The sequence below is a fragment of the Streptomyces durocortorensis genome, from assembly GCF_031760065.1.
Lineage (GTDB): Bacteria > Actinomycetota > Actinomycetes > Streptomycetales > Streptomycetaceae > Streptomyces.
Window position 1 is genome coordinate 4,349,201 of sequence record NZ_CP134500.1, and the last position, 23,094, is coordinate 4,372,294.

General features: G+C 72.9%; 21 protein-coding genes. 9 read left to right on the forward strand and 12 right to left on the reverse strand.

Annotated elements, in window-relative coordinates; genetic code table 11:
• The first annotated feature begins 32 nt into the window (after positions 1–32).
• Entirely contained in the window at positions 33–809 is a 777-nt protein-coding gene (locus RI138_RS19390; protein ID WP_311120960.1) for a helix-turn-helix domain-containing protein, read from the forward strand.
• The gene (locus RI138_RS19395; RefSeq protein WP_311120961.1) at positions 806–1,057 is read left to right on the forward strand and encodes a DUF397 domain-containing protein; all 252 of its coding nucleotides are present in this window, start codon (positions 806–808) and stop codon (positions 1,055–1,057) included. The genes RI138_RS19390 and RI138_RS19395 overlap by 4 nt, the downstream gene beginning before the upstream one ends.
• A gap of 10 nt (positions 1,058–1,067) precedes the next feature.
• On the opposite strand, the gene RI138_RS19400 is transcribed toward RI138_RS19395, so the two are convergent.
• The gene (locus RI138_RS19400; RefSeq protein WP_311120962.1) at positions 1,068–2,321 is read right to left on the reverse strand and encodes a cytochrome P450; all 1,254 of its coding nucleotides are present in this window, start codon (positions 2,319–2,321) and stop codon (positions 1,068–1,070) included.
• A gap of 396 nt (positions 2,322–2,717) precedes the next feature.
• Between RI138_RS19400 and RI138_RS19405 the strand changes: the two genes are divergently transcribed.
• The gene (locus RI138_RS19405; protein ID WP_311120963.1) at positions 2,718–3,935 is read left to right on the forward strand and encodes a cytochrome P450 family protein; all 1,218 of its coding nucleotides are present in this window, start codon (positions 2,718–2,720) and stop codon (positions 3,933–3,935) included.
• A gap of 64 nt (positions 3,936–3,999) precedes the next feature.
• On the opposite strand, the gene pspAB is transcribed toward RI138_RS19405, so the two are convergent.
• The 4 genes from pspAB to RI138_RS19425 all read right to left on the reverse strand — a co-directional run bounded on the left by pspAB (position 4,000) and on the right by RI138_RS19425 (position 7,549).
• Positions 4,000–4,593: a PspA-associated protein PspAB gene (gene pspAB, locus RI138_RS19410; RefSeq protein WP_311120964.1), complete on the reverse strand. Its 594-nt coding sequence runs from the start codon at positions 4,591–4,593 to the stop codon at positions 4,000–4,002.
• 29 nt (positions 4,594–4,622) lie between these two features.
• Positions 4,623–5,531: a zinc metalloprotease HtpX gene (htpX, locus tag RI138_RS19415; protein ID WP_096627657.1), complete on the reverse strand. Its 909-nt coding sequence runs from the start codon at positions 5,529–5,531 to the stop codon at positions 4,623–4,625.
• Between the two features lie 84 nt (positions 5,532–5,615).
• Positions 5,616–6,302, reverse strand: coding sequence for a pyridoxine/pyridoxamine 5'-phosphate oxidase (locus RI138_RS19420; protein WP_311120965.1), 687 nt, complete (start codon positions 6,300–6,302; stop codon positions 5,616–5,618).
• Between the two features lie 56 nt (positions 6,303–6,358).
• Positions 6,359–7,549, reverse strand: a complete 1,191-nt coding sequence (locus tag RI138_RS19425) for a thiolase C-terminal domain-containing protein (protein WP_311120966.1) — start codon at positions 7,547–7,549, stop codon at positions 6,359–6,361.
• 203 nt (positions 7,550–7,752) lie between these two features.
• Here RI138_RS19425 and RI138_RS19430 point away from each other — a divergent pair, with 203 nt between their 5' ends.
• Both RI138_RS19430 and RI138_RS19435 read left to right on the forward strand, forming a co-directional pair.
• Entirely contained in the window at positions 7,753–8,964 is a 1,212-nt protein-coding gene (locus RI138_RS19430; protein ID WP_311120967.1) for an acyl-CoA dehydrogenase family protein, read from the forward strand.
• Entirely contained in the window at positions 8,964–9,443 is a 480-nt protein-coding gene (locus RI138_RS19435) for a nitroreductase/quinone reductase family protein (RefSeq protein ID WP_311120968.1), read from the forward strand. Before RI138_RS19430 ends, RI138_RS19435 begins: the two co-directional genes overlap by 1 nt.
• 124 nt (positions 9,444–9,567) lie before the next feature.
• Here RI138_RS19435 and RI138_RS19440 read toward each other — a convergent pair whose 3' ends face one another.
• Positions 9,568–10,215 (reverse strand): TetR family transcriptional regulator, encoded by a 648-nt coding sequence (locus tag RI138_RS19440; RefSeq protein ID WP_311120969.1) that lies wholly within the window; start codon positions 10,213–10,215, stop codon positions 9,568–9,570.
• A gap of 389 nt (positions 10,216–10,604) precedes the next feature.
• Between RI138_RS19440 and RI138_RS19445 the strand changes: the two genes are divergently transcribed.
• Positions 10,605–11,414, forward strand: a complete 810-nt coding sequence (locus tag RI138_RS19445; RefSeq protein ID WP_311120970.1) for a VOC family protein — start codon at positions 10,605–10,607, stop codon at positions 11,412–11,414.
• Positions 11,415–11,595: 181 nt separating this feature from the next.
• Positions 11,596–14,055, forward strand: a complete 2,460-nt coding sequence (locus RI138_RS19450; protein ID WP_311120971.1) for an outer membrane protein assembly factor BamB family protein — start codon at positions 11,596–11,598, stop codon at positions 14,053–14,055.
• 34 nt (positions 14,056–14,089) lie between these two features.
• Here the strand turns inward: RI138_RS19450 and RI138_RS19455 are convergent, their stop codons facing one another.
• A complete protein-coding gene (locus RI138_RS19455) occupies positions 14,090–14,764 on the reverse strand; it encodes a hypothetical protein (protein ID WP_311120972.1) in 675 nt (224 codons plus the stop codon).
• Positions 14,765–14,966: 202 nt separating this feature from the next.
• Between RI138_RS19455 and RI138_RS19460 the strand changes: the two genes are divergently transcribed.
• Positions 14,967–15,461, forward strand: coding sequence for a hypothetical protein (locus tag RI138_RS19460; RefSeq protein ID WP_311120973.1), 495 nt, complete (start codon positions 14,967–14,969; stop codon positions 15,459–15,461).
• A gap of 45 nt (positions 15,462–15,506) precedes the next feature.
• Here RI138_RS19460 and RI138_RS19465 read toward each other — a convergent pair whose 3' ends face one another.
• Genes RI138_RS19465 through RI138_RS19475 form a run of 3 tightly spaced genes read right to left on the reverse strand, consistent with a single transcriptional unit; the run spans position 15,507 to position 17,924 of the window.
• On the reverse strand, positions 15,507–16,304 hold the full coding sequence (locus tag RI138_RS19465; RefSeq protein WP_311120974.1) for an enoyl-CoA hydratase/isomerase family protein: 798 nt from the start codon (positions 16,302–16,304) through the stop codon (positions 15,507–15,509).
• 3 nt (positions 16,305–16,307) lie between these two features.
• Positions 16,308–16,757, reverse strand: a complete 450-nt coding sequence (locus tag RI138_RS19470; RefSeq protein WP_096624853.1) for a Zn-ribbon domain-containing OB-fold protein — start codon at positions 16,755–16,757, stop codon at positions 16,308–16,310.
• A gap of 18 nt (positions 16,758–16,775) precedes the next feature.
• Positions 16,776–17,924, reverse strand: a complete 1,149-nt coding sequence (locus tag RI138_RS19475; RefSeq protein WP_311120975.1) for a lipid-transfer protein — start codon at positions 17,922–17,924, stop codon at positions 16,776–16,778.
• A 103-nt stretch (positions 17,925–18,027) separates the two neighbouring features.
• Between RI138_RS19475 and RI138_RS19480 the strand changes: the two genes are divergently transcribed.
• Complete coding sequence (locus RI138_RS19480) at positions 18,028–19,584, forward strand: FadD3 family acyl-CoA ligase (protein WP_311122940.1); 1,557 nt, start codon at positions 18,028–18,030, stop codon at positions 19,582–19,584.
• 140 nt (positions 19,585–19,724) lie between these two features.
• Here RI138_RS19480 and RI138_RS19485 read toward each other — a convergent pair whose 3' ends face one another.
• Positions 19,725–19,901 carry a hypothetical protein gene (locus RI138_RS19485; protein WP_007451789.1) on the reverse strand — a complete coding sequence of 59 codons (177 nt, stop codon included), beginning with the start codon at positions 19,899–19,901 and terminating at the stop codon, positions 19,725–19,727.
• 203 nt (positions 19,902–20,104) lie between these two features.
• Positions 20,105–23,062: an AfsR/SARP family transcriptional regulator gene (locus RI138_RS19490; protein ID WP_311120976.1), complete on the reverse strand. Its 2,958-nt coding sequence runs from the start codon at positions 23,060–23,062 to the stop codon at positions 20,105–20,107.
• Positions 23,063–23,094 lie beyond the last annotated feature (32 nt).

Sequence of the window (23,094 nt, forward strand, 5' to 3'; positions counted from 1 at the left end):
CGAGTGGTGAGCTGACGCACGGACGGCGGCTGGTGGGAGAGCTGGTCCGTATCCACCGGGTGCGGGCCGGACATACGCAGAAGACGGCGGCGGATGTGCTGCTGATCTCGGAATCCCTGATGGGAGCGGTCGAGCGGGCGGAACGCATTCCCTCGCGCGACCTGTTGATGGACGCCGAGCGGGTGTTCGGGGCGGACGGGGCGCTGGAGGCGTGCTGCGAGCTGGTGGACGAGGAGAAGTACCCCCCGAAGATCCTGGACTGGGTACGGCTGGAACGTCTGGCGCGCGTCATCAGTGCGTACGAGACGATGGTGATCCCGGGATTGCTCCAGACCGAGGGATATGCGCGGGCACTGTACGAGGCGAGAGTTCCGGCGTACACGGACCAGGAGATCGTGCGGCACGTCGAAGCCCGGATGGAACGCGGCGCGGTGCTGATCCGGAAGACGCCGCCACGCGTGGGGTACGTCATCGAGGAAGCGATCCTGGATCGCCCCCTCGGTGGCGGTGGGGTGCTCAAGGAGCAACTTCGACACCTGCTGGAGTGCATGCGCACGATGAATCACCTGACTCTGCAAGTGATGCCGACCCGCCGCCACACCCATGCCGGTCTGAACGGGCCGATGAAGCTGATGGCCACAGAGGAAGGCCGTCACCTCGTGTATCAGGAAGGGCAAGGTGGCGCTACGTTGATCTCCAAGCCCGAACGGGTCAGCGACCTATTCGACCTTTTCGGCACCCTGCGGGCGCAGGCGCTCAACCCCTGGGAGTCTGCCGAGTTCATCGAGAAGAAGGTGGCAGAACTGTGAAGACAGGGCCCGAACTGTTCTGGTTCAAGTCCAGTTACAGCAACAACGAGGGCGGCGAGTGCATCGAAGTCGCCTACGACTGGCGCAAGTCCAGCTACAGCAACAACGAGGGCGCTGCCTGCGTGGAGGTCGCCGCCTGCCCCCACACCGTCCACATCCGCGACTCCAAGGTCACCGACGGCCCCGCCTTCGCCGTCGCCCCGGCCGCCTGGACCGCGTTCCTGGACCACGCGGTCCTCAACGGCTGAGGCCGGGGCCTCAGCGGGGCCGCAGTCCCAGGGTGAGGCCGGCCGGGAGCAGCGTCGTCCGTACATCCGGGAGGGGGTCCATGCGCTCCACGGTGAAGCGGAACCGGGCCACGAGGGTGGACAGGACGGTCGCCAGCTCCAGGTCCGCCAGCGCCTTGCCGACGCACCAGCGGCTGCCGATCCCGTACGGGAGGTACTCCCCGGCAGTCGGCTGGAGCGACGCCCAGCGGTGCGGGCGGAACGCCGAGGGGTCGGTGAAGACCGGTGCGGTGCGGTGCATGACGTACGGCGAGATCATGACCGCCGCGCCGGCCGGAATGCTCCAGTCGCCGCAGGTCTGCAGGCCGTTGGCCGTGCGCAGGATCAGCCAGTTGGGCGGCCACAGGCGCAGCGACTCGGCGATCGTCCAGCGCAGGATGTCCGGGGTGGTGGCGCCGCCGCCCGGGTCCACGGCGGCCGCGCACTCCTCGGCCACGTCCGGCTCGCGGGCCAGCGCCACCAGGGCCCAGGTGACGGCGGCCGCCGGGACCCGGTAGGAGGCGAGGCCGTTGGAGACGAGCATGCGGACCGTCGCCTCGCCGTCCAGGCCGGCGGCGGCCAGCGACGCGACGAGTCCGCCCTCGCCCGGCCCGTCGAGCGCCCGGCGCAGTTCCTCCTCAAGCTTCTTCTGCGCGCTGACCGACCGGCGGTAGCGGGGCAGGAAGCGGCGTACGGCGGGCGGGAAGTGGAAGGGGCTGCTGATCAGCGGTGTGAGCGAGTTCAGCAGGTCGCCGGTGCGTGCGGCGGCGGCCCCGGCGTCGCGGGTGCCGAAGCAGAACCGGGCGAAGGAGCGGGCGGACAGCTGCTCCAGCTCCGCGACGGGGTCGGTGACCGAGGAGCGGGCCTGCCAACGGTCGCACAGTCGGCCGGTCTCTTCCGCCAGCCAGACCCGGTGGGCCTCCAGCGCCGGGGGAGACATGCCCTTCTGGGTGGCGCGCCGACCCCGCATCCACGCTTCGGTGGCCGGGTCGCCGCGCACACCGCTGACCTCGTCGCGCCGGATGTTGCCGGTGACGAGGAAGTCGGTGTTCGTGCGCCGGAGTACGTCGTGGACGGCGGCCGGGTCGTTGACGAGGACGGTGCCCTCGGTCAGTTCCACCACCGGGCCGTGCCGCTCGACCGAGGCCAGGAGATGGCCGAGGCGGTCCTTCTCGTACTGCTCCATCAGCCCGGCCTGCGTCGTGCCCGTGCGGACCGGGGGGCGGGGCATGGTCTGTTCGGTCAACGGGACACCCTTGGGTCGGTGAACGGCCCGGCCCCGACAGGCGGGGCCGGGCCGTCATCGGGACTGACGTACTACGGGACCCAGGGGTAGGCCCCGGCGGCTCCCTTGGTCGTGAAGCCGAACTTGCTCGCAGCCTTGTAAAGAATGCGCTTAGCCATCAGACACCTCCTCATACATGGGGAACATCGACGGTGTGACCACCGTCGTCAGCGTAGGAAACATGGCCCAATGTGGCGTCGTATAAACAGAGTTACAGGAAAAATTTCGGCAACTCACTGTTACGGCAGGAAGTTCGGCGGGCTAGTGTGGCCGGACGAACCGCTGGGGCTCACGGGCCGCACCACCACCACGCCTCACACGACTCAACGACTCACACGACTCATCAGGGGAGCTGTTGTGACGGACCCGGCCGCAGTCGATCTCCTCGACATCGATCCCGCCTTCGGGTCCGATCCCTACCCCGCCTACGCCGTGCTGCGGGCCCGCGGGCCCGTCCACGAGATCCGCGGGGGCGGCGAGGAGCGGTTCTGGCTCGTCGTCGGCCATGACGCCTGCCGGGAAGCGCTCACCGACCCCCGGCTCAGCCGGGACTGGCGGCGCAACGGCCATCTGGCCACCGGTGTCGACGCACCGCCCGCCACGGACGGCCCCGGCAACGCCCACATGCTGCTGAGCGACCCGCCGGACCACACCCGGCTGCGGCGGCTGGCCGCCCGCGCGTTCACCCCGCGCCGCGTCGCCGCTCTCGCCCCGCGCATCCAGGAAGTCACCGACGGGCTGGTGAGGGACATGCTCGCCGCCGAGGACCGCCGGGCCGATCTGGTGGATGCGCTCGCCTACCCGCTCCGGATCACCGTCATCTGTGAACTGCTCGGCATTCCGGACCTGGACCGGGATGCCTTCCGGCAGTGGTCCGACGAGATCACCGCGCCCACCGGTGCGGAGGCGTCGCGGGCCGCGCAGGCGGCGGCGGTGCCGTATCTCGACGGGCTGATCGCCGCCAAGCGCGAGGCGCCGGGGGACGACCTGCTCAGCGACCTGATCCACACGGTCGACGAGGGCGGGGAGCGGATGAGCGAGGACGAACTGCTCTCGATGGCTCTCCTGCTGCTCCTGGCGGGGCACGAGTCCACGGTGAACTTCATCTGCAAGGGCGTCCGCGCGCTCTTCGCCCACCCCGAGCAGTTCGCCCTGCTCCGCGGCGACCTGGACGGCCTCGTGGCGGGGGCGGTGGAGGAGATGCTGCGCTACGACGCCCCGGTGGAGACCGCACCGCCCCGGGTGGCCGTCGAGCCGGTGGAGATCGGCGGCCGGGTCGTCCCCGCGGGCGCCGTGGTCCTGATCGCCCTGGCCGACGCGGGCCGGGACCCGGCCCGCGTCGCCTCCCCGGACCGCTTCGACATCCGCCGTACGGCAGCCGGGGACCGGGGGCATCTGGCGTTCGGTCACGGCGTCCACCACTGCCTGGGCGCACCGCTGGCCCGCCTCGAAGGGCGCATCGTCTTCCGCACCCTGCTCGACCGCTGCCCGACGCTCGCCCCGGACGGGGCTCCGGGGGACCGGATGTCGGGGCTGCTCGTTCGCGGAGAACGGAAGGTTCCGGTCCGGTGGTGAGGCGCCGGAGTGCCGACGCGGGCCTCATGGACCCGGCGCGGGCTTCACAGCTGCGGCGCGGGCTTCACAGCCCCGGCGCACCCCACACCGGGAACCACCGCGACAGGTCCTTCTCCACCCGGAGGTCGTCGCCGAGGGCTCCCCGCACCTGGAGCTCCAGCTGGTTGTCCCGCTTCTCGGCCCCGCCGGGCAGCGGGGCGAACGGGTAGAACGTGCCGCGCTTGTACAGGTACACGAGCGCCAGCGACCGGCCCCCGGCGCCCTCCCCGTCCCGGAAGCCGATCAGCGAGCACAGCAGGTGCGGGCCGAAGCCGCCGTCCTGGAGCAGGGTGTTCACCGCGTGCAGGTCGTTGACCAGGCCCGCCGTGTCGTCGGCCGGGTGGCTGGCCAGCAGCCAGGTGTAGCCGTACGCGTCCCGGCTGAACTCCACCGGGATGCCCCCGCGCTCCGTATCCGCGTCGAGCAGCTCCCGTACGTCCTCCTGGAGGCGCGCGAAACCGCCGCCCTCCACGCCCGCGAAGCAGACGGAGCCCAGGCCGGTCGGCGTGAAGCCGGTCGCGGCCTGGAGGGTCAGGGCGGCCGAGGGGACGGCGAAGAGCTGGTCGAGGTCGGGGCGGACCGGTTTGCTCCGGCCGAGGATCGCGTCGAGCAGGCCCACGGGCGTAACTCCTCACTACGTTGAAGCGCTCAGCGGGACAGGTCGGTGGAGATGCGGGACAGCTGGTCCAGGCGCTGTTCCAGGGTCGGGTGGGAGGAGAACAGCCGGCCCAGGCTCTCCTTCGCGGAGAACGCCGGGACGAAGTAGAACGCGTTGTACGGCTCCGCCTTCCGCAGGTCCTCGGTCGGGATGCGGGCCATCTGCCCGCTGACCTTCGTCAGGGCGGAGGCGAGGGCGGAGGGGCGGCCGGTGAGGAGGGCGGCGGCGCGGTCGGCGGACAGTTCCCGGTAGCGGGAGAGCAGCCTGGTCAGCAGGAAGCTGATCGCGTACACGACGGCGCTGATCAGTGGGATGAGCAGGAGGAGGATGCCCGCCGGGTCGTTGCCCGGACGACTGCGCGCGAAACCGCCCCACAGGGCGATGCGGGTGATGATGCCCGCCAGTACGCCGAGGAACGAGGCGATCGTCATGACGGCGACGTCCCGGTGCGCGACGTGCGACATCTCGTGGGCGAGGACGCCCTCCAGCTCCTCCGGTTCCAGGCGGCGCAGCAGGCCCGTCGTCGCGCAGACCAGGGCCGTCTTCTCGCTGCGGCCGGTGGCGAACGCGTTCGGTACGTCGCTCTCGGCGATGGCCACCTTGGGCTTCGGCATGTCCGCCAGCGCGCAGATCCGGTCGATGGTGCCGTGCAGCTCGGGGGCCTGCTCGGGGGTGACCTCGCGGGCGCCCATGCCGTACGCGGCGATGCGGTCGCTGAACCAGAACTGGGCGATGAACAGGCCGCCCGTGATGATCAGGATGATCGGCCAGGAGCCGCGCAGGGCCGCGAGGAGCACGCCCACGAAGACCACGTACAGCAGGCCGATCAGGAACATGGTGGTGACCATGCGGCCGGTCAGACCCCGGTCCGGGGCGTAACGGGAACGGGCTCGTGGCATCGGTGCCTCCCAACAGCTCACCTCTCACCTGTCTCCATAGTGCCCCTTTCCTGTTGAAACCGGGTTAAGTCCGCCGTGCGGGCCTCAGGGCCAGAGCAGCTCGCGCGTCCATGCGGCGCCCTCTGAACGGCGGTAGCGGAGCCGGACGTGCCGCCGCCGGGCGTCGCCCTGGAAGAACTCGACCTCGGCCGGCTCGACCACGTACCGCGTCCAGGTGGGGGCCTCGGCGTCCGGTTCCTCCCGCGCCCGCTCCCAGGCCGTGTCCGCTGCCCGGTGGAGGGCGGCCACCGACTCCACGACCTCGCTCTGCGACCCAGTCAGGGCGGCGGCCAGCGCCCCGGTGGACCGGGCGTGCAGGTCGGCGTGGCTCTCGGCCGGGGTGCAGCGGTGGACCGGGCCCCGGACCCGTACCTGCCGTCCCTGTGCGGGCCAGTAGAAGCCGAGCGCGGCGTACGGGCGGGCGGCGAGCTGGTGGCCCTTGGTGCTGGTGGCGTGCGTGGCGAAGTGCCAGCCCCGCTCGTCGGCGTCGTGCAGCATCAGCGTCCGCACGTCGGGCAGCCCCTCGGCGTCGGCGGTCGCGAGGCTCATGGTGTGCGGCTCCGGCTGCCCGGCCGCCACGGCCTCGGCGAACCAGTGGTGGAAGAGGGGGAGCGGGGCGGGCGGGGCGGTCGCCGGGTCGAAGGACGGCAGCTCGGTGTCCCAGACGCGCTGGGCGTGCAGGAGCTCGCGGAAGGCGGGGGAGGGGTGCGGGGTAGCGGTGTTGTTGGTCATGGGGCTATTGGACCGTACGGCTGTGAGGAGGCCCCCGCCCCCGCATTTCCGCCCCCTCACCCCCGTCCCAGCACCACCGTCCCCGACGAGCAGAACCAGCCGCCCGTGCCCGAGGCCACCGCCAGCTCCGGCAGCTCCCCGCCCGGGCGGCGGACCTGGCGCTTCCCGGCCTCGCCGCGCAGTTGCCTCACCGCCTCCACCAGGAGGAACAGTCCGCGCATCCCGGGATGGCAGGCGGAGAGGCCGCCGCCGTCCGTGTTGACCGGGAGCTCTCCGCGCAGGCCCGTGCGGCCCTTCTCGACGAACGCGCCGCCCTCGCCCTTCGCGCAGAAACCCAGGTCCTCCAGCGTCACCAGCGTCATGTACGTGAACGCGTCGTAGATCTCGGCCAGGTCGATGTCCGCGGGCGTCACCCCGGCCCGTTCGAAGGCGAGGCGGCCCGATACGGCGGCGGGGGAGACCGTGAAGTCCTCCCACTCGGACATCGTGGAGTGCGAGACGTGCTCACCGGTCCCCAGTATCCAGACGGGGGCCTTCGCCGTGTCGGCGACGTACTCCTCGGCGGCCAGCAGCACCGCGCAGCCCCCGTCGCTGCGGATGCAGCAGTGCAGCTTGGTGAAGGGGTCCGCGATCATCGGGCCCGACAGGACGTCGTCCACGGTGATCGGGTCCCGGAACATCGCCTCCGGGTTCGCCGCCGCGTTCGCCCGTGCCGTCACCGCCACCTCGGCGAGCTGCTCCAGCGTCGTGCCGTACTCGTGCATATGGCGGCGGGCGGCCATCGCGTACTTGGCGATCAGGCTGTGCCCGTACGGCACCTCGAACTGCAACGGCCCCCGCGCCCCGAACGACAGGTTCGACGTGCGGCGGCCCGCCCTGATGTCCGCGCGGGCCGTCGACCCGTAGACGAGGAGCACGGCCCGGGCCCGGCCCGCCGCGATGGCGTCCGCCGCGTGGGCGGCCATCACCTCCCAGGTCGCGCCGCCCACCGCCGTGGAGTCGACCCAGGTCGGCCGCAGCCCCAGGTACTCGGCGACCTCCACCGGGGCGAGGGTCCCGAGCCCGGCGGAGGCGAAGCCGTCGACGACCGAGCGGTCCAGGCCCGAGTCGGCCAGGGCGCGGCGGGCGGCCTGGGCGTGCAGGGCGTACGGGGTGGCGCCGTCGACGCGCCCGCAGTCCGCGAGCGAAATACCGACGACGGCGACCTTGCGGGGGCGGCGGAGGGGTGAAGTCGGGGCGACAGGCATGAATCTGACGGTACATCAGGCGCGGCCACCTGTAACCGCACCCGCAGCCGCGCCCGTGCGGTCGCGTGCGCGGGGCGGCTTCCCTCGGTCCGGCGCGTGCGGGACTCTGGGATTCCCCGCCCCTCACCCCTAATATGACGCACCGTCAGTTTGCGTATCGCCAGTTGAGGGGCCGCCGGTCCCTGAGGGGAAGGAGCCCGCAGATGGACGCCGCCTTCACCGCGGAGCAGGACGAGATCCGCCGCACCCTGCGCGACCTGCTCGCCCAGCACGCGGGGCCGGACGCGAACCGGGCCGCCGTGCGCACCGCCGAGGGCTACGACCCGGTTCTGTGGCGCAGGCTCTCCCGGGACCTCGGGCTGCCGGGGCTCGCGCTCCCGGAGGAGTACGGCGGGGCGGGCTGCACGGTCACCGAGCTGGCCCTCGCCTGCGAGGAGACGGGCCGCGCGCTGCTGCCCTCCCCGCTGCTCGCCACCGCCGCGCTCGCCGCCCCCCTGATCGCCGCCCTCGGCACCCCCGACCAGCGCGCCGCGCTGCTGCCCCGGATCGCGGACGGGACCCTGACCGCCGCGCTCGCCGTCCCCGGCGGCTCCCTCGCCACCGGCCTCGCTCTCACCGGCGACAACCGCGACGGGTCCTGGGCGGGCGGCGGCCGCGCGGGCGGCGTCCAGGCCCGCGGGGAGCGGGAGGGCGACGGCTGGCGGCTCTACGGCGAGGCCGACCGGGTCCTGGACGGGCACAGTGCCGGACTGCTCCTGGTCGCGGCCCACACGGGCGGCTACCCCCGCAGCCGTACGCTCCTGTTCCTGGTGCGCCCGGAGGAGGCGGCCGGGCTGGCGCGAACCAGGCTCACCGCCGTGGACGAGACCCGCCCCCTCGCCCGCGTCGAGCTGCGCGACACCCGGGCCGAGCTGCTCGGCGCGGCCGAATCCGCCGACGCGGCCGGCGCGCTGGCCGCCGCCGGGCGCACGGTCGCCGCGGTCCTGGCCGCCGAGGCGGTCGGCACGGCGGCGGGCGCACTGGAGCGGACGGTGGACTACGTGAAGGCACGCGAACAGTTCGGCCGGGCCGTCGGCTCGTTCCAGGCGGTCAAACACCGCCTCGCCGACCTGTACGTACGGGTCGAGGCCGCCCGCTCCGCCGCCCTCTACGCGGCCTGGGACCCGGACGCCGGGCCCCTCGCGCTCGCCCAGGCCCTGGAGGCGGCGCGGATCACCGCCGGGGAGGCCGTCCAGCTGCACGGCGGCATCGGCTTCACCTGGGAGCACGAAGCGCATCTGTATCTCAAGCGGGCGGCGGGCGACGAGCTGCTCTTCGGTCCGGTCCACCGGCTGCGCGACCACGCGGCTCAGTGCGCCGGACTCTTCGGGTCCGGCCGGCCGGCCGCCACCGCTCCGCACAGGGCGGGCGTCTGATGGCCCGCGGCGTACGCCTCGTTCAGAAGGTCTCCGCCACCCGCGCCTTCGCGCGGGTCGCCCCGCACGTGGTGCCCGCCCTCGACCGGACCGTGCACCGGCTCACCCGGGGCAAGGTGCTGCTCAGCGCCCGGATGCTGCCGGGGCTCGTCCTCAGGGTGCCGGGAGCGCGCACGGGCCGGCCGAGGACCACCCCGCTGGCCTGCATGCCGGAGGACGAGGCGGAGGGCCGCTGGATTCTGGTCGGCAGCAACTTCGGCCGTACGGGGCATCCGGCCTGGACCGCGAACCTGCTGGCCCGCCCGGACGAGGCCGTCATCAACTGGCGCGGCCGGGACATCCCGGTACGCGCGGCCCTGCTGGAGGGTGAGGAGCGGGCCCGGGTGTGGGAGGCCGCACTCGCCTTCTGGCCGCCCTACGCGGCGTATCAGAAGCGCGTGGAGCGGGAGATCCGGCTGTTCCGGCTGGAGAGGCGGTAGGGCGGTAGGGGGGACAGGGGTGCGCCCTGGGGAAACGTCCGGGAACGCCGACGGCGGACCACAGGCGAAGGTGCGTGGTGGTCCGCCGTCGGTGAGACAGGACGTGCGGCTGGGGGTTTCGGGTCTACTTCGTGGGCTTCTTGCCTGTGATGCCCAGGTGGACCAACAGCGCGAGGTTCGGGCGAAGTTCGGCCTGCTTCACGCCCCAGGTGGTGAACCCCTTCTGGTGCGAGGCGACCGCGGCCAGCATCGCGACCAGGGAGCCCGCCATCGCCGCCGGGCTGACGTCCTTGTCGACCTTGCCCTTGGACTGGAGCTCCTTCACCGAATCGGTGAGGGAGTTGGTGACCGAGTTCAGGATCTTCATGCGGATCTTGTAGAACCGTTTGTCCCCCTCGGCCGCGCCGAGGTCGATCACCCGGAGGATCGCGTCGTTGTGCCGCCAGAAGTCGAGGAATCCCTCGACGAGTTGCTCGGAGGTCTGCCAGCCGGCCTTGCCGACCCAGGGGCGCCCGGCGACCAGTTCGGTCAGCCCGGCACCCTCCTTGGCGACTTCCTCGGCGATTTCGAGGACGGCGCCCTCCACATCGGGGAAGTACTGGTAGAAAGTCGCGGGTGAAGTCCCGGCCTTCCGGGCGACGTCGATGACTTTGACGTCCCGGTACGGCGAGGAGCTGAGCATCTCGCTGAGGCAGTCGAGCAGCTTCTGCCGCGTCGCCTGACCGCGTCGACCGGCCACGCGGCCGTCGACGGTGCGTACTTGTCCTGTCATGCCGTCAGCTTACCGAGGGGCGATGGGAGCGCGATTCGGCCGACTGCAAATGGGGAACGCCGCAGGACTCGCAGGGTGTGCGGCGGCGGGGGGCGATGCTTTTCGGCCGCGGTGCGCAAGGGTGCCGGAAGTCCGGGGCGGCACCGGTGGCGGCGTGCGGCGTAAGTGTTATCAACAGCCTGTGGACAACTTCGGTGGACAACTTTCGTCCACATGGTGAGCCGCCCTTCACTGTTCGGGCAAATGTTCCCCGGATGTTCCCTTTGGGTCTGTCCGGCATGCGTACGGCCAGGCGCAGGCAGGCATACGCGTGCGTCGGGGCGCGCCGGACCGGACCCGACGTTACGTTGACTGTGACGTGCGTCACTGCTACGGAAGGATCCGGGCCCATGGCCGCATTCGCGCATTCCGCGCCGTGCTGGGCGGACGTGCAGCTACCCGACCTCGAAGCGGGCAAGCGCTTCTACGGCGGCCTCTTCGGCTGGACCTTCCGGGCGGGCGACGGCATGCCCTTCGCGGACGCGCTGAGCGACGGCCGCCTGGTCGCCGCGCTGGCCGCCAAGAAGGACGGCCGGATGCCCACCGCGTGGGGCGTCTACTTCGCCACCGACGACATCCGGGCCACCGTCGCCGCGATCCGCGAGCACGGCGGCCAGATCATCACCGACCCCGTACGGGCCGGGCAGGCCGGAATCCTCGCGCAGGCGGCCGACCCGGGGGGAGCGGTCTTCGGCCTCTGGCAGCCCGGGGAGCGCGAGGGCTTCGAGAAGCAGAACGACCCCGGCTCCTTCTGCTGGACCGAGGTCTACACCCGGCAGCCGGAGCGCGTGGACCCGTTCTACGAGCAGGTCTTCGGCTTCCGCGCCACCGATCCGGACGAGGCGGGCCACGACGTCTCCGGCGACACGGAGGCGCTCGTCGACTTCCGGATGTGGTCCCCCGAGGGCGCCGAACCGGGCCCGGGCACCGCCGTCGGCGGCCGCAGCGTCATCACGGACGCGTTCCCGGCCGAGATGCCGAGCTACTTCCTCATCTACTTCGCCGTCGCCGACTGCGACGCGGCCGCCGAACTGGCCGTACGGCTCGGCGGCCGCGTCGCCCAGCCGCCCTTCGACATCCCCTACGGCCGGATGGCGGTCCTGCACGACGACCAGGGCGCCGCCTTCGCCGTACTGCAGCCCGGAGAACTGCTTCCATAACCCGTTGCGGACCCGTTGTGGGCGGATAGCGGCCGAAGTGACATGAGACACCCACATCCGCCCCCGGGTTCGCAACCGACGCCCGAGCCAGCAACAATCGGGGTGCGCGCAGGGCGGGATACGACCGGGCGGTAATTCGCGGACTTCGTCGCCGAGGTCCGTACGGGGAGGTGGCAGGCAAGTGGTGGAGCAGCTGACGCAGCACGACCCGAGACGGATCGGCCCGTTCGAGGTGCTGGGACGGCTCGGGGCCGGCGGCATGGGGCTGGTCTATCTCGCCCGCTCGGCGTCCGGCCGGCGAGTGGCGATCAAGACGGTACGGACCGAGCTCGCCGAGGACCAGCTGTTCCGGGTCCGCTTCACGCGCGAGGTCGAGGCGGCCCGTGCCGTCAGCGGCTTCTACACCGCCGCCGTGGTCGACGCCGATCCGCGTGCCGCCGTGCCCTGGCTGGCCACCGCCTACGTCCCCGCGCCCTCGCTCGAAGAGATAGTGAACGAGTGCGGCCCCATGCCGACCCAGGCCGTGCGCTGGCTGGCCGCGGGCATCGCCGAGGCCCTCCAGTCCATCCACGGCGCGGGCCTCGTCCACCGTGACCTGAAGCCGTCCAACGTCCTCGTCGTCGAGGACGGTCCCCGGGTGATCGACTTCGGTATCGCGTCCGGCGTCTCCAACACCCGGCTGACCATGACGAACGTCGCCGTCGGCACGCCCGCGTACATGTCGCCGGAGCAGGCCCGGGACTCCCGCAGCGTCACCGGGGCCAGCGACGTCTTCTCGCTGGGCTCCACCCTCGTCTTCGCCGCCACCGGCCACGCCCCCTTCCACGGGGCCAACCCGGTCGAGACGGTGTTCATGCTGCTGCGCGAGGGGCCGGACCTGGAGGGGCTGCCGGACGACCTGCGGCCGCTGATCGAGTCGTGCATGCAGATGGACGCCACCCGGCGCCCCAGCCCCGCCGACCTCCAGGCCCAGCTCGCCCCGCACCTCTTCGCCTCCGGCAGCGATGACAGCGGCACGGCCTCCGCCTGGCTGCCGTCCCGGGCCACGGCGATGATCGAGCAGCGCAGGGGCGGCGGCCGTGCGACGCCGCCCGCGCCGGTCGTGCCGCCGCCCCCGCAGCAGCCGCCCCGGCCGCCGCATGACCGGGGCAGGGACCAGGACACCGCCTGGCGCAGCGGGGCCGATCTGCGCTCGCCCTCCCCGCTGGCATCCCCGCTCGCCCCGTCCTCGCCGATGCCGAGCGGTTCCGCTCCGGCCTCGTCGCCCCCGGGTGCTTCCGCCGCTCCCGACAGCGGTCCCGTCCAGCTGGCCGGTGCCAAGGTGCCGATCGGCCCCGGTCTGCGGGCAGGGGAGGTACGCGGCGCGGCCGCCGCGCATCCGGCCGCCGCGACGGGCTGGGTCCGGCCGCCCGCCGGGCTGAGCGCCTCGGGCCCGGCGCCCACGGCCCCCACCGCCCCCGTACCGTCTCCTGGGCCCGCCCCGGACACCTCACCCGCGGCGCCCGACCGCTGGCGGCCCTGGCGCTTCCGCATGTCCAACGACGTGTGGGGTACGCCGGTCGTCTCCGGTGACCTGCTGTACGTGACGTCCTTCGAGGTCCACGCGCTGGACGTGGGCAACGGGCGACGCCAGTTCAAGACCCGGGACGTGGCCTGGGCGATGGCCGTCGAGGGGGGCCGTATCCACGCCTCGGACGGCCCGTCCCTGTACGCGCTGGACGCCACGTCCGGCGCCGAGCAGTGGCGGCTCCGGACGGACGCCTGGGTGTACGCCCTCAAGGCCGACCGGGGCACGGTCCTGACCGCGACCCGGGGCGGCGGTGTCCAGGGCTGGGAGGCGTCCAACGGCGAGAAGCTGTGGGAGATCACCGGCGCCCAGACCGACTTCGAGACGGCGGAGGCCGGTCCGGTCATCCACGACGGCACGGCGTACGTCTGGCAGGACGCCAGGCTCCGCGCGCTGGACGCACGTACGGGCATCGAGCGCTGGTCGTACCCCATCGGCGACGCGGCCTCCTGCGGCGGCGTCCCGGTCCGGGTCACCCCCGCCCCCGACGGCTACGTCTACATCGCGGCGGGCACCCGGGTGCTGGCGGTGGAGACCAACTCCGGCCGGGTGCGCTGGCACTTCGAGGCCCCGGCGGTCTTCCTCTCGCCGCCCGCGTTCGCCCCGGGCCCGGCGGTGACCGGCGGCGGGGTGTACCTCGCGGACTACCTCGGCACGGTGTACGCACTGGACGCGACGACCGGCAAGGACCGCTGGCGGATCGCCACGGAGGCCCGGTCCTCGATCGAGCCGGTGCTGGTCGCGGTGGGCAACGTGCACGTCGGCAGCGGCAGTGCGCTGTACACCCTGGACGCGGTCACCGGCACCCCGAAGTGGCGCTTCGCGGCGGGTGGCGACGTGGTGGGCTCCCCGGTGGTCGCGGACGGCCGGGTCCACTTCGGCTCGGCCGACCACGTCCTCTACACCCTGGACGCGGCAGGCGGCCAGCTGCGCTGGAAGCTGGCGACGGGCGGCGAGATCACGGGCTCACCGGTGGCGCGAGCGGGCGTGGTCTACGCGTGCAGCAAGGACCGGTGCGTGTACGCGCTGGACGCGCTGAAGGGCACGGGCACGGGGAACAGGGCGAGGGCCTGACGTTCGAGGGCGGAACCCTCGGCGGGGGCGGCCGTCACTCCCGCGGGGGCGCGGGCGGCGGGGTCCCGTGCGGCGGGTGTACGGGATCGCGAGGGTCGGCCTCCGCCTGCGGATACGACCGCGTACGGGGGTCGCGGGGATCGGGCCCCGTGTACGGGTCCACCTCCGGCTCCGGCCACGGCGAGGTCTGTACGGACATCCCCGGCTCCTGCGTGGGCGGCCAGGTGTCCACCTGATCCGCCGCCGGCGCGGCGTACGGCTCCACAGGCTCCCGCTCCCGACGCCCCTCCCGCCGACTCCGCCGGCCCCTCATCAGCAACGCCCCGATCAGCATCAGCGCCCCGCCCGCCAGCGCGTTGGCCACGCCCACTTGCAACCCCGCCCCGTCCCCGCCCACCACCAGCGAGCCCGCCGCCTGCCCCTGGCGCACCATCCACAGGATGGTGAAGCCGAGCACCACCAGCCCCGCGAGGGCGACCACGATCCGCGAGCGGAGCACCACGCCCGCGAGCACCAGCAGGGCCGCGAACAGGAACGGCAGCAGGATCGAGACCAGCACGCCCGACTCCGTACCGGTGATCCCCTCGAAGAGGTCCCGCACCCGGTACTCACGCCCCAGCCGCCCGTCGTACCACTCGCGGAACGGGCTCAGCACGGCGGAGGCCGCCCCGGCGAGCGCGACGAGGGAGCCGAGGATGTTGCGGATCATCGTCAGCCTCCGGCGGCGTCGTCCAGCGTGTTGCCCAGCGCGCGTACGCGGACATCCCCACCCGTCCCCGACGCTACGCCCGGCCGACCACCCCTGCCACGCGGACCATGACCGTACCGTGACAGGGTCATGACCTGCGCAGGGAGCTCCGCACGGCATGCTGAGGGCGACAGCGCAACGACACTCAAGGGGGGCTGTATCGATGATGCGGCGACAGATGAAGCTCGCGGCGGTCCTGGTCGTGGTGGTGCTCGCGCTCACCGGATTCTCGACGTCCACCAGCGGAGGCAAGAGCGGCAAGAGCAGGAGCGGCAAGAGCAGCAGCTCCGGTGGCGGCTGCTCCAGCTCGAAGAAGAGCAACAACGGCTACTCGTCGTCCTCGGGCTCGCGTAACCGGCCCCCGGCCCGCACCGCCTCCAAGGTCCCGACCGTCTCGGTGGTCCGCTGCGCCCAGCCGGGTGAGGGCGCCCGCAAGGCGGACACCTCGTCGCTGGTCGAGGTGCGGGCGAAGGAGCAGGGCCTGCGGGAGTACAAGGTCAGCGTGCGGTTCCTCGACGCCCTGGGCAAGATCGTGGACACGGCCGAGACCACCACGTTCGTAGAGGGCGGCAAGTCCCGCAGGCTGACCTTGCCGATGGGCGACGTCGGCAAGGTGTCCCAGGTCGAGCGCTGCGAGGCGACGGTCCGCCGCACCTGACACGGCACCCCGGGCCCCCGGGACCCGAGCCACCCCAGGGCCGGCTCACCGCACCCGAGGCGCCCCGCCCGCGCCTCCGTTCCCGCCCCCGCTCGTCCGCCCCTCGAACAGCTCCGCCTGACGCTCCGGTGACAGGTTGCCCAGCGCGATCAGCGCGGGCGCCTGGGCCATCGCCTGGGTCCGGGCCGCCTCCTTCGCGGACCAGACCGCCCTGACCGTGCCCTGTACCGCCTCCGTCGGGTACGCGGCGACCACCGCCGCCGACCGCAGCGCCGCCGCCACCGCGCCGCCGGGCTCCGTCACCTCGCTGACGAGCCCGACCGCGTACGCCCGCTCCGCGCTCACCCGTTCCGCGGTGCCCATCAGGGACATCCGGGCGACCTCCCCGAACGGCATGCGCTGGGCCATCGCGATGGCCTCGTACGCCGAGACCATCCCGTACGTCGTGTGCGGGTCGAAGAACGTCGCCTCCCGGGACGCGACGACGAACTCCGCCTCGCCCAGCAGATAGAACGCCCCGCCGCAGGCCATTCCCTCCACCGCGGCGATCACCGGCTTCCACAGGTCGTTCGCCTTGGGGCCGATCCGCAGGAGCGGGTCGTCGACGGCGTACGGGGACGGGGGCTGCGGGACGGTCACCCCCCGGTCGATGCCGGTGCAGAAGGCGCGAGTGCCGGCCCCGGTGAGGACGGCGGCCCGCACGTTCTCGTCGAATCGCAACTCCCGCCAGAGTGAGCTGAGTTCTTCAGCCGTCTCCAGGTCGATCGCGTTGAGCTTCTCCGGCCGGTCCAGGGTGACGAGGGCGACCCCGGCGGCCGCCTCCCGTTCGATGCGCAGGGCCATGGCTCACCGCTCCAGCAGCCAACGCACAAGCGTGACGGAGCCACTTGGCCCCATCGGACAGAAGAGCGCCCGCACCGGCGCCCCGATCCGCAGCCGGGCCGGGTCGACGGAGTTCAGCGGGGCGTCGGGGGAGGCGACGACGTTCCCGGCCAGCCGGATGTGCGGGGCGTCCGCCAGCTCCACCACTACCGCGTTGTACGGGGCCTGTTCGGCGTACGCGGGGAGCAGCGGCGGGTGCGGGATCACGTACGACCAGAGGCGGCCGCGCCCGCTCATCTCCCGCCACTCGCTCTCGAACGACCCGCAGTGCGGGCAGCAGGGCCGGGGCGGGAAGCGGAGTTCGCCGCAGGCGGGGGCTGCGCAGGCCTGGACGCGGAGTTCGCCACGGGCGGCGTACTCCCAGTAGGGCGCGCCGTCCTCGTCGGGGACGGGCGGCAGCAGTGCATCGGGCATGGCGGTCTCCTCGACTCCTCAGTTCCGCAACAGGACGGCGGAGGTCGGCACGCCCTCACCGGCCGTGACCAGGCAGGTGGCGGCGTCGGGCACCTGGGCGGTGGAGGTGCCGCGCAGTTGCTTGACGCCCTCGGTGATGAGGTTGAAGCCGTGGACGTACGCCTCGCTCAGCCCGCCGCCCCCGGTGTTGACCGGCAGCCGCCCGCCGCTCTCCAGCGCCCCGCCCTCGGTGAACGCGCCGCCCTCGCCGCGCCCGCAGAAGCCGTACCCCTCCAGGGAGAGCGGGACGAGCGGGGTGAACGCGTCGTAGATCTGGGCCACATCGACATCGTCGGGCCCGAAGTCGGCCTGTTTCCACAGCTGTCGGGCGGCCGTCCAGGCGGGTCCGGTGAGCGGGTCGTCGTTCCAGTAGTTGACCATCCCGTGGTGCTGGGCGGGCAGCCCCTGGGCGACGGAATGGAGGTAGACCGGCTTCCGGCGGCAGTCGCGGGCGCGCTCGGCGGAGACGATGACGCAGGCCAACGCCCCGTCCGTCTCCAGGCAGTTGTCGAAGAGGCAGAGGGGTTCGCTGATCCAGCGGGCGGTCATGTACATCTCGCGGGTCAGCGGGCGGTCGTACATGATCGCGTCCGGGTTCTGGTTGGCCCGGTTGCGGCAGGCGAGGGCGACGTTGAAGAGGTGGTCGCGGGTGGCTCCGTACTCGTGCATGTAGCGCCGGGCCAGCATGCCGATCTCGTCGGCGGGCCGCAGCAGCCCGTAGGGCCGGGTCCACTGGGCGGGCGTGGGGAGTTGGGCGGCGGTGTTCTTCCACGGCCGGGGCCCGGACCCACGTTTGCGCGAGCGCCAGGCGACGCCGACGCTCGCCTGCCCGGTGGCGATGGCGGCGGCGAGATGGGCGAGGGTGGCGCAGGACCCCCCGCCCCCGTACCCCACCTTGCTGAAGAAGGTGACGTCCCCGGCCCCGATCGCCTTGGCGACCTCGACCTCGTCGGTCTCCTCCATGGTGTACGAGGCGAACCCGTCGACCTCCGAGGGGGCGATGCCCGCGTCGTCGAGGGCGGCCAGGACCGCCCGGCAGGCGAGCGTCTTCTCGGACTCCGGGAGCCGTTTCGCGAACGCCGTCTGCCCGATTCCGGCTATCGCTGTCGCGTCCTTGAGCGTCGCCATCCGCTGACCTCCCGCACTGTCGCGCCTGCTGACAGCGGCAGAGGCTACCGCTAATCTGACGGATAGTCAGCTAGTGCGGCGGCGGCAGGAGGGCGGGCGCGTGATGCGGGGCGACCAGGAGTGGGGCAGCATCCCGGGGCTGGTACGGGCGGCGGCGGAGCGGTACGGCCCGGCCGAGGCGGTGGCCGACGGCCGCACCCGCCTCTCGTACGCCGAACTCGGCGACCGCGTGGACCGCGCCGCCGCCGCGTGCATCGCCGCCGGGGTCGAGCCGGGGGACCGGGTCGCGATCTGGGCCCCGAACACGCTGGACTGGATCGTCTCCGCGCTGGGGGCGGTGACGGCGGGCGCGGTGCTGGTCCCGCTGAACACCCGCTTCAAGGGGACGGAGGCGGCGTACATCCTGCGGCGCAGCCGGGCGAGGCTGCTGTTCGTCACGGGGACGTTCCTGGGGACGTCGTACGTGGCGTCACTGCGGCGGGCGGAGGTGAAGCTGCCGGACCTGGAGCGGGTGGTGGTGCTGGCGGACACGGCCCCCGAGGACTACACGAGCTGGCCGGAGTTCCTGGCGGCGGGCGAAGGGGTGCCGTCCTCGTCCGTACGGGACCGGGCGGCGGCCATCGCCCCCTCGGCCCCCTCCGACCTGACCTACACCTCCGGCACGACGGGCGCGCCCAAGGGTGCGGTGATCACCCATGCCCAGACGCTGCGCGCGTACGGGATCTGGAGCGAACTGGCGGGCCTGCGCGAGGGCGACCGCTACCTGATCGTGAACCCCTTCTTCCACACCTTCGGGTACAAGGCGGGGATCATCGCCTGTCTGATGCGGGGGGCCACGATGGTGCCGCAGCCGGTGTTCAACGTGGACACGGTGCTGGCGAACATCGCGGCGGAACGGATCTCGGTCCTGCCCGGCCCGCCCACCCTCCACCAGTCCCTCCTGGACCACCCGGCACGCGCGGCCCACGACCTCTCGGCCCTCCGCCTGGTCGTCACCGGCGCGGCGGTGGTCCCCCTCCACCTGGTGGAGCGCCTGCGCAACGAGCTCCACATCGCCACGGTCCTCACGGCGTACGGCCTCTCCGAGGCGAGCGGCATCGTCACCATGTGCCGCCGCGGCGACGCACCGGAGGCCGTGGCCACGACCTCGGGCCGCGCGATCCCCGGCACAGAGGTACGCGTCCTGGCGGCCCCGGGCACCCCGGGCGAGGTCCAGGTCCGCGGCTTCAACGTGATGAGCGGCTACTTCGAGGACCCGGACACCACGGCCCGGGCGTTCACCCCGGACGGCTGGCTCCGCACCGGCGACGTGGGCGTCCTGGACGAGGCGGGCCGCCTGCGGATCACGGACCGGATCAAGGACATGTTCATCGTGGGCGGCTTCAACGCCTACCCGGCCGAGATCGAACAGCTCCTCGGCCTCCACCCGGACATCGCCGACGTGGCGGTCATCGGCGTCCCGGACCCCCGCCTCGGCGAGGTCGGCAAGGCCTACGCGGTCCGCCGCCGGGGCGCGACGCTCACCGCGGACGACCTGATCGCCTGGTCCCGCCGCGAGATGGCGAACTTCAAGGTCCCGAGGACGGTGGAGTTCGTTCCGGAGCTCCCGCGCAACGCGAGCGGCAAGGTGGTGAAGGGGGAGCTGCGGGGGCGGGGGTAGGGGCTCCTTCGGCCGGGTTCGCCCGATGGCCTCAGCCCGACGGCCAAGGCGTGAGCAGGTCGTGCCTGGACATGCCGCGGCCGCGGTGGCTCCCCCTCGGTGCCACCGCGGCCGCTCCCCCGTATCCCCGTCGGGAAGGTCTAGGCGGGCTCGCCCGTCGCGTGGTTGTCGAGCGGCTTGACCGTGCCGCCGGTGGCGTGGTTGTCCAGCGGCTTCAGCACGCCACCCGTCGCGTGATTGTCCTGCGTCGTGGCTTCCCCGCCGGTGGCGTGGTTGTCGAGCGGCTTCACGACCGGCTTCTTCTGCGCATCGCTCATGGTGTTCTCCAGCTCCCTGAATGGCTGTGCTCGGACTCGACGAGCCTGCCCGGCAACTCCCCCGTCGGGTTGCCGGGCAGGTGTCGTTCGGCCGCTCAACCTACCTCTGCGGCCGAGGCCGGCCCGTCTGCCCCCCGACGCGACGGAACGACTGGAACCACCATGTCGGGGCGCGATAAACGAATGATGAACGCCTCGCGGGTTCACGCGGGCAGCGTCGGCGCCAGCAACTTCCGTACGGCTTCGACCTCCGCCGAGCCGAGCGTCTCGTAGATGTCCAGCGCCTCACGCCAGCACACCTGGGCCCGACCCGGCTGGCCGATGTCGTTCAGTGCCTGGCCCAGGACGGTGAGGACATTGCCGCGCCGCCACTGCCCGCCGATGCCGCGCAGTACCGCGAGTGCCTGCTCGGCCTTCGTGGCAGCCTGTGCCGGGAGCCCGGCGGCCAGATCCACCTCTGCCAGACGGAAGGTCGCCATCCCCTCCCAGAGGCGCTGCCGGCTGTCCCGGAACACGGCCAGCGCCTCGTGGAGCTGCTCCGTCGCTTCGGCGAGCCGCCCGCTCTGGGTGAGGGCGAGGCCCAGGGCGTACCGGCCGTTCGCGCCGCGCAGCGCGTGGCCCAGTTCGTCGTATATGTCTATGCCCTGCTGGGCCAGGGCCACCGCGCTCGTCGTGTTCCCCATCGCGAGGTGGATGCGGGAGAGGTTGCACAGGGCGCTCGCCTCGCCCGGACGGTTGCCGTCGGCCCGGAAGTTGGCGATGGCCTGTTCGAGGTAGGCCTCGCCCTCCGCGTGGCGGTTCTGGTAGAGCGCGATGATGCCGAGGTCGTTGGGGGCCCAGCAGCTCGGCAGGGGATCACCCACCGCGCGGGCGAGCCTCATGGCGCGCTGCGCGTCCCGCTCCGCCTGGTCGAACCGGCCCGCGACCAGACGGGCGTTGGTGAGGGTGATCAGCGCCCGCCCCTCGGCCCGCGCGTCGTCAGCGGACCGGGCCAGATCGCGCATGGTGATGGCCGCCGCCTCGTACTGTTTGGAGTTCGCGCCCGACTCCGCGAGGTCCTTGGTGGCCCAGAGCAGGTCGACCGCTCGGCGCACCCCTCCGGCTTCCGACGCCTGACGCACGCACGCGAGCAGGGAGTTGGCCTCCGTGTAGAGCCAGTCCTGCGCGGTGTGCCGGTCGGCGAATGTCAGCCCGCTGTACTGGGTGGGCTCCCGGTGATCGGCCAGCCGGTCCCCCGGCCGCTCCAGCGCGTAGACCCCCGCAGCCGTGGCCAGATAGAAGTCCAGCAGCCGCGACAGCGCCAGCTTCCGTTCCACCGGCGGCTGTTCGTCCCGCTCCGCGCACGCACGCGCGTAGAGGCGCACCAGGTCGTGGTACCGGTAGCGGCCCGGGGCGGCGGACTCCACCAGGCTCGTGTCGACCAGGGCCTCCAGGAGGTCCTCCGCCGCGTGCGGGTCCAGGTCCAGCAGGGCGGCGGCCGCGGCGAGGGAGATGTCCGGGCCGTCCGCGAGGCCCAGGAGGCGGAAGGCGCGGGCCTGCGCCGGTTCCAGCTGGCCGTAGCCGAGTTCGAACGTGGCCTTCACCGCGAGGTCGCCCGCCTGGAGCTCGTCCAGGCGGCGGCGCTCGTCGGCCAGTTTCGCGGCGAGGACCGACACCGTCCAGGTACGGCGGGCGGCCAGCCGGGACGCGGCGATGCGGATGGCGAGGGGGAGGAAGCCGCACGCGGCCACCACGTCGAGCGCCGCCTCGCGTTCCGCCCCGACCCGCTCCGCGCCGACGATCCGGGTGAAGAGCCGCAACGCCTCCTCGGGCGACATCACGTCCAGGTCCACCAGATGCGCCCCGGCCAGGTCCACCATCCGCACCCGGCTCGTCACCAGCGCCGCGCACCCCGGCGTGCCGGGCAGCAGCGGGCGGATCTGGGCGGCGTCGTGGGCGTTGTCCAGGAGGATCAGGACGCGGCGGCCGTCCAGCGTCGAGCGGTACAGCGCGGCCCGCTCGTCCAGCGTGTCCGGGATCGCCGAGTCCGCCGTGCCGAGCGCGCGCAGGAACGAGCCGAGGACCGTCTCCGGTTCGGCGGCCCTGGCCCCCGCGCCCTGGAGGTCGACGTAGAGCTGGCCGTCCGGGAAGTGCCGGCGGGCCCGGTGGGCGACGTGCACGGCCAGCGTCGTCTTGCCGACGCCACCGATCCCCGCCACCGCGGAGACCGCCATCACCGAACTCTCCGCCGTGGCCAGTCGGCTGCCCAGCTCGGCCACGAACGCGGACCGGCCGGTGAAGTCCGGCACCGACGCCGGAAGTTGCGCGGGCCGCAGCGGCGCGGGCGCGGGCGCCGGTTCGTCCGCCGGGCGGGCCAGCTCCTCGTCGGCCCGCAGGATCCGCTGCTGGAGCTGGGCCAGTTCGGGGCGCGGATCGACGCCCAGCTCCTCCGCGAGGAGCCGCCGTGTGTCCGCGTACACCGCCAGCGCCTCGGCCTGCCGGCCGCTCCGGTACAGCGCCACCATCAGCAGCTCGCGCAGCCGCTCGCGCAGCGGGTGCGCCGCGGTGAGCGCGGTCAGTTCGGAGATCGCCTCCGCGTGGCAGCCGACCTCCAGGTCCAGGTCGAGCCGGGTCTCGGTGAGCTGGAGCCGCCACTCCTCCAGCCGGGTGCGCTGGTTCTCCGCGTAGGGCCCCGGCACCGAGGCCAGCGCCTCGCCGTCCCACAGGCCCAGCACCTTGTTGATCAGGGTGCGCGCCTGGCAGCGGTCACCGGCCGCGCGCGCCTTCTCCGCCTCGGCCGCCAGGTCCTGCGCCAGGGTCAGGTCGAGCGCACTCCGGTCGATCCGTATCGCGTACCCGCCCGACTCGCTCACCAGCGTGTCCTGGCCCAGGATCTTGCGGAGCCGGGAGGCGTACGTCCGGATCGTGGCCAGGGCCTGTGAGGGCGGGTCCTCGCCCCAGAACGCGTCGATCAGCTCGCCCGCCGTGGCCGTCCTGCCCCCGCGCAGCAGCAACGCGGCCAGCAGGGCGCGCTGCTGGGGAGAGCCGGAGGAGAGGAGGTCCGAGCCCCGCCAGGCCCGTACGGGGCCGAGCACGGTGAACCTGAGGGCGTCTGCCGTACCCGGTTTCTCCGGAGCGCGCTGCTCCGGTACGCGCACGCGTGGCCCGCTGTCACGGTCCATTGATGCCCCCTGTCCTGCTCGCCTGCCGGCCC

Bases quoted from the DNA above. Each gene is read 5' to 3' on its own strand.
- htpX (WP_096627657.1), bottom strand. From the start codon at position 5,531: ATGCCACGAGCCCGTTCCCGTTACGCCCCGGACCGGGGTCTGACCGGC.
- RI138_RS19420 (WP_311120965.1), bottom strand. From the start codon at position 6,302: ATGACCAACAACACCGCTACCCCGCACCCCTCCCCCGCCTTCCGCGAG.
- RI138_RS19425 (WP_311120966.1), bottom strand. From the start codon at position 7,549: ATGCCTGTCGCCCCGACTTCACCCCTCCGCCGCCCCCGCAAGGTCGCC.
- RI138_RS19430 (WP_311120967.1), top strand. From the start codon at position 7,753: ATGGACGCCGCCTTCACCGCGGAGCAGGACGAGATCCGCCGCACCCTG.
- RI138_RS19435 (WP_311120968.1), top strand. From the start codon at position 8,964: ATGGCCCGCGGCGTACGCCTCGTTCAGAAGGTCTCCGCCACCCGCGCC.
- RI138_RS19440 (WP_311120969.1), bottom strand. From the start codon at position 10,215: ATGACAGGACAAGTACGCACCGTCGACGGCCGCGTGGCCGGTCGACGC.
- RI138_RS19445 (WP_311120970.1), top strand. From the start codon at position 10,605: ATGGCCGCATTCGCGCATTCCGCGCCGTGCTGGGCGGACGTGCAGCTA.
- RI138_RS19455 (WP_311120972.1), bottom strand. From the start codon at position 14,764: ATGATCCGCAACATCCTCGGCTCCCTCGTCGCGCTCGCCGGGGCGGCC.
- RI138_RS19460 (WP_311120973.1), top strand. From the start codon at position 14,967: ATGATGCGGCGACAGATGAAGCTCGCGGCGGTCCTGGTCGTGGTGGTG.
- RI138_RS19465 (WP_311120974.1), bottom strand. From the start codon at position 16,304: ATGGCCCTGCGCATCGAACGGGAGGCGGCCGCCGGGGTCGCCCTCGTC.
- RI138_RS19470 (WP_096624853.1), bottom strand. From the start codon at position 16,757: ATGCCCGATGCACTGCTGCCGCCCGTCCCCGACGAGGACGGCGCGCCC.
- RI138_RS19475 (WP_311120975.1), bottom strand. From the start codon at position 17,924: ATGGCGACGCTCAAGGACGCGACAGCGATAGCCGGAATCGGGCAGACG.
- RI138_RS19480 (WP_311122940.1), top strand. From the start codon at position 18,028: ATGCGGGGCGACCAGGAGTGGGGCAGCATCCCGGGGCTGGTACGGGCG.
- RI138_RS19485 (WP_007451789.1), bottom strand. From the start codon at position 19,901: ATGAGCGATGCGCAGAAGAAGCCGGTCGTGAAGCCGCTCGACAACCAC.
- RI138_RS19490 (WP_311120976.1), bottom strand. From the start codon at position 23,062: ATGGACCGTGACAGCGGGCCACGCGTGCGCGTACCGGAGCAGCGCGCT.